This is a genomic window from Pseudomonas sp. P1.31, from assembly GCF_001269815.1.
GTDB lineage: Bacteria > Pseudomonadota > Gammaproteobacteria > Pseudomonadales > Pseudomonadaceae > Aquipseudomonas > Aquipseudomonas rustica.
Window position 1 is genome coordinate 68,316 of sequence record NZ_LHVN01000026.1, and the last position, 6,322, is coordinate 74,637.

Sequence of the window (6,322 nt, forward strand, 5' to 3'; positions counted from 1 at the left end):
TATTGTTGGAAGATCATGACGAAGTAACGGCATCCTTTCGGGTTGCCCCTCCCCGTGGAGAGGGGTTGTTCAGTGCGTTCTCCTTGAGGCCTGCCGGGTCAGGGCAGCGTGATCCAGACCGCTTTGGTTTCGAGCAGATGGTCGAGTTGCTCGGCGCCGAGATCCTTGCCGAAACCGGACTGTTTGTAGCCACCGAACGGCATCGACGGGTCGAGAGTGCCGTGGGCGTTGACGTAAACCGAACCGGCCCGCAAACGCGGAATCAGGCTGTGCACCTTGCCCAGATCATTGGAATACAGCGCCGCCGCGAGGCCGAATGCCGAGTCATTGGCCAGCGCCAGCGCTTCTTCGTCATCGTCGAACGGCGCGGTCACCAGCACCGGGCCGAAAATCTCCTCCTGAACAATGCGCATGTCGTTGCGGCAATGGGCAAAAATCGTCGGTTCTACAAAGAAGCCAGGGCCTTCAATCGGTTGGCCGCCATAGACCAGTTCGGCGCCCTCCTGCTTGCCGGTCTCGATGTAATCGCGCACGCGCTGCTGTTGCACGGCCGAAACCAAGGGGCCGATAAAACAGTCGGGATCCAGCCCCGGGGCGATCTTCAATGTGCGCGTGTAGGCAATCAGTTCACCGAGGAATTGTTCGTAGACGCTGCGATGCACATAAGCGCGGGTGCCGGCATCACAGACCTGTCCCGAGTTGAAAAACACGCCATTGGCGACCGCTTGTGCCGCCGCCGGAATGTCCGCATCGGCGAAGACGATTACTGGAGATTTTCCGCCGAGTTCCAGCGTCAGTCGCTTCATTTCGTCGACGGCGGCGCGCCCGACCGTACGGCCGACCGGCGTCGAGCCGGTGAAGGTCAATTTGTCGATGCCCGGGTGCGAGGCCATCGCCGCGCCAACCACGGTGCCGCGCCCGCAGACGATGTTGATGACGCCGGCGGGGATCCCGGCTTCCTTCACCAATTCGGCAAAACGCAACGCCGACAGCGAGGTCAGTTCGGCCGGTTTGACCACCACCGTGCAACCGGTGGCCAGCGCCGCGCCGAGTTTCCAGGCCATGGTTTGCAGCGGGAAATTCCACGGCACGATCGCGCCGACCACGCCCACCGCTTCTTTGCGCGTGTACGCCAGGTAGTTGCCGGGCAGCGAAGGCTCGACCGTACGCCCGTGAAGTTTGGTCGCCCACCCGGCGAAGTAGCGCAGGGTGTCGACGGTGCCCTGAATATCGACGTCCTTGGCGAAGGCCACGGACTTGCCCATGTCGATCGATTCGATTTCTGCCAGTTCGTCGGCGTTCTGCTCAATCAGATCTGCCAGACGCTGGATCAAGCGTTCGCGTTCTGCCGGTTTTGCCTGGCGCCACGCACCGCCGTCGAACTGCGCGCGCGCCGCTTGCACTGCGCGATCGAGATCTTCGACGGTGCCCATCGGAATCCGCGTGATCAGGCCGGCGGTCGACGGTTCGATGACATCAGCGGTTTGCCCGTCGCTGGCATCGACAAACGCGCCACCGATAAACAACTTCTGCGCCTTGCCAAGGAAGGTTTGCGTTGCTTCGGATACTCCGAATTTCTGCAGGTACTGCTTGACGATCGTGTCCATGTTTACTCTCTCTGCCGGACGGCTCAGGCGGGGGTGGCAACGCTGTCGGCGGCGCGCACTTTGGCCCGTTCGTGGAAGATGAAACCGATGCTGTTCAGCAACAGTTGCGCGGCCAGAATCGAGGTCATGCCGGTCGGGTCATACACCGGCGCCACCTCCACCAGATCCATGCCGACGATGTTGCCTTGGCTGCGTTTGGCCAGCGCCTGAATGATTTCCAGCACTTCGTAATAGAGGAAACCGCCGTGGCTCGGCGTGCCGGTGCCGGGGGCGATGGACGGGTCGAAACCGTCGATGTCGATGGTGATGTAGTAGTTGATGTTCTGCGGGATCAGCGCCAACACGCCTTCCACCCCGAGGCGGCGTACGTCGCGCACCGAGAGGATCTTCGAACCCGCCGCATGGGCTGCTTCGTAGTCATCACGATTGGACGAGGACACGTTGCGGATGCCCATTTGGGTCATACCGACAATGTGGTTCATTTCCGAGGCGCGGCGCAGCGGGTTGCCATGGCCGTAACGAACGCCGTGGCGCTCATCGACGAAATCCAGGTGCGCATCGAAGTGAATGATGTGAATCGGCCCGCGTCCTTCGAATGCCTTGATCACCGGCGCGTGCACCGAGTGATCGCCGCCAAGCACCACCGGCATGACACCGGCATCGAGGATCTTGCGCACCGCGTATTCAGTGTTGAGATTGCTGGTGACCATATCGGTGTGGACGATGTCGGCATCACCGACGTCGACCATGCGCACATCGGCGGCGGTCAGGTACATCACGTCATCTTCGTGATCGTAGGCACCGGCGTGACCGAAGGAGAACAGCGTCGACGCCTCGCGAATACCGCGCGGCCCGAAACGTGCGCCGGAGCGCCATTGGGTGCCCATATCGTTGGGCACGCCGAGCACCGCGACATCGGCATCGAGCGCATCCCAGTCGGTGCACACCGGTGATTTGCCGAAGGTGCAATGCCCCACGAAAGGCAGGTTCAGGCGCCCGGATTCATAACCGTTATTGGACATTTCAAGCCTCTCCACTTGTTGTTATCGGCTCGGCGGACTGCAAGGCGACCGTCGTTGCAGTGACTATGGGCGCAGGTTTTCGTGGAAAAAATGCCAAACATCAGATACTCATATCGGCATTGCCGATGCATCCACACGCGGGAGGTTCAAGGTGATTCAGCTGCACGATGTCGATTTGAAGTTGCTCAGGGTGTTTGCCACGATTGTTCGTTGCGGCGGTTTCTCCGCAGCGCAGGCGGCGTTGAATGCCGGTCAGTCGACCATCAGCGAACAGATGTCGCACCTGGAAACCCGCCTCGGCGTAAAGCTCTGTCAGCGCGGACGCGGCGGTTTTCGCCTGACCGAGCAAGGCGTGGCGATCCACGAAGCGACCCAGCGCCTGTTGTCGGCAGTGGAGAATTTCTGCATGGACGCCGATGTGCTCAAGCAGCACATCAGCGGCAAGCTCAACCTGGGCATCATCGACACCACCATCACCGACCCCGACTCGCCGCTGCCACGTACGACTCAGCGTTTCGTCTCTCGCGGCCATGACGTGCATCTCAATGTGTACGTCGGCACCCCCGCCGAACTCGAAGAGCGCGTGCTCGACGGCAGACTGCATTTGGCCATCGGCCATTTCCCGATCCATGTGCCGGGCCTGCTGCACACGCCGCTGTATCAGGAAGCGCTGGGCTTGTATTGCGGGCGCCGGCATCCGCTGTATGGCAGCCAGGCCGAAGGTGCTGAACTGCTCGAGGCGATTACCGAGAGTCGCATTGTCGTGCGCGGTTACATGCAGCAATACGATCTTGAGCACCTGGGCGTGAGCAAAGCGGCGGCCACGGTGGATAACATCGAGGCGCTGGCGATCCTGCTGATCTCCGGTGCCTACCTGGGCTTCCTGCCGGCACATTTCGCCCGACAATGGGTCAAGACCGGCGAGATGCACCAATTGGCCCCGGACAGCCTGCAACTGGTCTCGCCGTTCGACGTGATCACCCGGCGCGGCATCGCGCCGCCGCCCATTCTCGAAGCGTTTCTGGAAGACCTGGCGGCCTGTTCGCACCACGCCGTCGGCGCTCTGCAATGAGTGTCAGGCGCAGGCATGGCCCCGTGCCTGCGCCCTCGCCCGGCACTATTGAGGTATCATCGACCCGCGTCACACCATGCACCCGGTTCTGTTGGAATTCATGCGCAAACTTCTGTACCTGACATTTTCCATGGCCCTCGTGGCCGTCCTTGCTTCCTACGCCATGTGGGCGGCAGACCGCCCGGCGGGACATTACCTGTCGGATCTGCGAATCAAACTCGCGGTCGATCAAGGCACACCCGCCGACCGTGGCAATCTCTTGGGCATCCAGCCCGAACTCTACCCCACCGACTATCAAAGCCCCGAGCGCCTGCACCGCAAGCTCGCGGCGTATCTGCAGCAAGCGCAGGATCAAGGCTTGCTGAATGACAAGACAATCGTCGTATTGCCCGAGCACGTCGGCACCTGGCTGATGATCAGCGGCGAAAAAGACGAGCTGTATCAGGCGCCCACGCTCACCGAAGCGATGAACTGGCTGGCGGCGAGCAATCCGTTGTTGTTCGCTCGTGCGTGGCTGACGGCCAAGGGCAGCAACCGACTGAATGACGCGCATCTGCGCATGAAGTCCAAGTCGATGGCCAAGGATTACCAGGCGCTGTTCGGCGGTCTGGCCAAGGAATTTCATGTGACGCTGGTGGCCGGCTCCATCGTGCTGCCCGAGCCGAGTATTCGTGACGGTCAACTCAAATCCGGTAGCGGCGCGCTGTTCAACAGCAGCGTGGTGTTTGGTCGTGACGGCGTGCCACTCGGCCAGCCACAACGGCAGATGCACCCGATCTTCGATCAACGTGATGTGCTTGAAGGCGAAGATCAACACGCCATCAACGTCGTCGACACCCCGGCCGGGCGCCTCGGCATCCTGATCGGCAGCGACAGCTGGTATCCGGACAACTACCGCAAGCTCGACGCGCAAGGCGCGCAACTGGTGGCGGTGCCGGCGTTTGTCGTCGGGCACAACGTGTGGGATCAACCGTGGGGCGGCTACAAGGGTTCGAGTACACCCAGCTCAGTCAGCCTCAAACCCGGCGAAGTCAGCGAAGGCCAGGCCTGGCATCGCCTGACCCTCACCGCGCAACCGCCCGCCAACAACGCGCTGGCCGGCATGAGCGTGTTCCTGCGCGGGCAGTTCTGGGACAAGTTGAGTTCGGGGCAAAGCTTCCTCAGCAGCAACGGCCAACAGTTCGCCGATGGCGAGGCCCGTGGCGCACGTTTGCTGAACGTCTGGTTGTAAGCCATGAAACCGCAGCCGATGCGTCTGGGCGATTTATCGGTGGGTTTCGTGCACAGCCTCGCCGATGCCGTGCGCAGTCATGACGCCGATCCGCTGCCCTTGCTCGAGCAATACGGTCTGGATGCCGCGCGATTGGCCGAGGCTGGCGCGCGGTTATCGATTCCGCGCTACATGCGTTTGGGCCATGCGGCGATTCAACTGACCGGTGATGCGGCGCTGGGTTTGCGTATGGGCCAGCTCAGTCGCCTGAGTCAGGCCGGGCTGGCGGGCGTCACCGCCGCACAAGCGCCGACCGTGCGTGAAGCGGCGCGTTGCCTGATTCGTTTCGAACCGCTGTACGGCTCCAACTATCGTGGCCAATCGAGTTTTCACGAAGACGCGAATGGCGCGTGGCTGCGTTTCTATTCGATCAGCCCGTACAACGCCTACAACCGTTTTGTGGTGGATTCGATTATCGCTGGATGGCTGCATCAGCTCGCCAGTGTCAGCCGTGAACCGCTGCGCGCCGAGCGCATCGAGATCGAATTCGACGCGCCGGATTACCGCGACGCTTACAGCGTGCTGGGTGAATGCCCGATTCAGTTCGGTGCCGAGCGCAATCAATTGCGCCTCAGCTTGACCAGCCTCGCCCAACGTAACCCCGAACACTGCCCGAGCACTTGGCGGCACTTGCTGCAATTGTGTGAGCGAGAACTGGAACAACTGACCCGCACCCGCAGCCTGCGTGAACGCATCACGCAGTTGTTGGGGCCATTGTTGAATGGTGGCCGGGAACCCGACCTGGAAGAAGTGGCCGCGCGCCTGAAACTGCCGACCTGGACATTGCGGCGCAAACTGACCGAGGAAGGCACGCAGTTTCGCGCGATCCTCAACGACACTCGCCGTGATCTGGCAATGACCTACATCCGCGACACGGAACTGGCGTTCGGTGAGATCGCCTACCTGCTGGGGTTTGCCTCAGCCGAGGCTTTTCAGCGTGCATTCAAACGCTGGAGCGGCCAGACACCGGGCGAATTTCGCCGCAGTCACCGTAAAACCGCGTGACGCTTACAGCTCGGTAGCGTCTTCAGCAGGTTCAGGCTGATCCAGTTCGTAGGCGTGAAATTCGAGCAGCTCTTCTTGATAGTCATCCATTGCGCAATCCCCCTACTGCTCTCTGAAAAATGGCCTGATCAATCGACCCGTGCCCCGAGCATAAAGTGCCCGTGTGAAGGAAAAATGAAACGCGCCCTTCATGGATAAAACGTAGCAGCAGGTCAGGAATTTATCGCGGGATTATCGTCAGCGGAATGTAACGAATTCTTATGCCACACCAAAAACCTCGTAGGAGCAAGGCTTGCCCGCGAAGGCGTCAGACCAGCCAACACTTTTTATGTTGACTAGTCTGACG

5 protein-coding genes are annotated in these 6,322 nt (G+C 61.0%); 3 read left to right on the plus strand and 2 right to left on the minus strand.

Features of this window, described 5'->3' with window-relative positions; translation table 11 throughout:
• Positions 1 to 98: 98 nt before the first annotated feature.
• Together AD669_RS16850 and speB are read right to left on the minus strand one after the other, a co-directional pair.
• Positions 99 to 1,607 carry an aldehyde dehydrogenase gene (locus AD669_RS16850; protein WP_053121771.1) on the minus strand — a complete coding sequence of 503 codons (1,509 nt, stop codon included), beginning with the start codon at positions 1,605 to 1,607 and terminating at the stop codon, positions 99 to 101.
• 23 nt (positions 1,608 to 1,630) lie between these two features.
• Positions 1,631 to 2,629, minus strand: a complete 999-nt coding sequence (gene speB / locus AD669_RS16855; protein WP_053121774.1) for an agmatinase — start codon at positions 2,627 to 2,629, stop codon at positions 1,631 to 1,633.
• A 151-nt stretch (positions 2,630 to 2,780) separates the two neighbouring features.
• On the opposite strand from speB, the gene AD669_RS16860 reads away from it, so the two are divergent.
• From AD669_RS16860 to AD669_RS16870, 3 genes are all read left to right on the plus strand, one after another.
• Positions 2,781 to 3,701, plus strand: a complete 921-nt coding sequence (locus AD669_RS16860) for a LysR family transcriptional regulator (protein WP_053121776.1) — start codon at positions 2,781 to 2,783, stop codon at positions 3,699 to 3,701.
• A gap of 100 nt (positions 3,702 to 3,801) precedes the next feature.
• The gene (locus AD669_RS16865; RefSeq protein WP_053121783.1) at positions 3,802 to 4,932 is read left to right on the plus strand and encodes a carbon-nitrogen hydrolase family protein; all 1,131 of its coding nucleotides are present in this window, start codon (positions 3,802 to 3,804) and stop codon (positions 4,930 to 4,932) included.
• A 3-nt stretch (positions 4,933 to 4,935) separates the two neighbouring features.
• Positions 4,936 to 5,976, plus strand: a complete 1,041-nt coding sequence (locus AD669_RS16870) for an AraC family transcriptional regulator (protein ID WP_053121778.1) — start codon at positions 4,936 to 4,938, stop codon at positions 5,974 to 5,976.
• The last annotated feature ends 346 nt before the right edge of the window (positions 5,977 to 6,322 follow it).

Excerpts from the sequence above, each read along its gene's own strand:
- AD669_RS16870 (WP_053121778.1), top strand. The coding sequence starts at position 4,936 with ATGAAACCGCAGCCGATGCGTCTGGGCGATTTATCGGTGGGTTTCGTG.
- AD669_RS16850 (WP_053121771.1), bottom strand. The coding sequence starts at position 1,607 with ATGGACACGATCGTCAAGCAGTACCTGCAGAAATTCGGAGTATCCGAA.
- speB (WP_053121774.1), bottom strand. The coding sequence starts at position 2,629 with ATGTCCAATAACGGTTATGAATCCGGGCGCCTGAACCTGCCTTTCGTG.
- AD669_RS16865 (WP_053121783.1), top strand. The coding sequence starts at position 3,802 with ATGCGCAAACTTCTGTACCTGACATTTTCCATGGCCCTCGTGGCCGTC.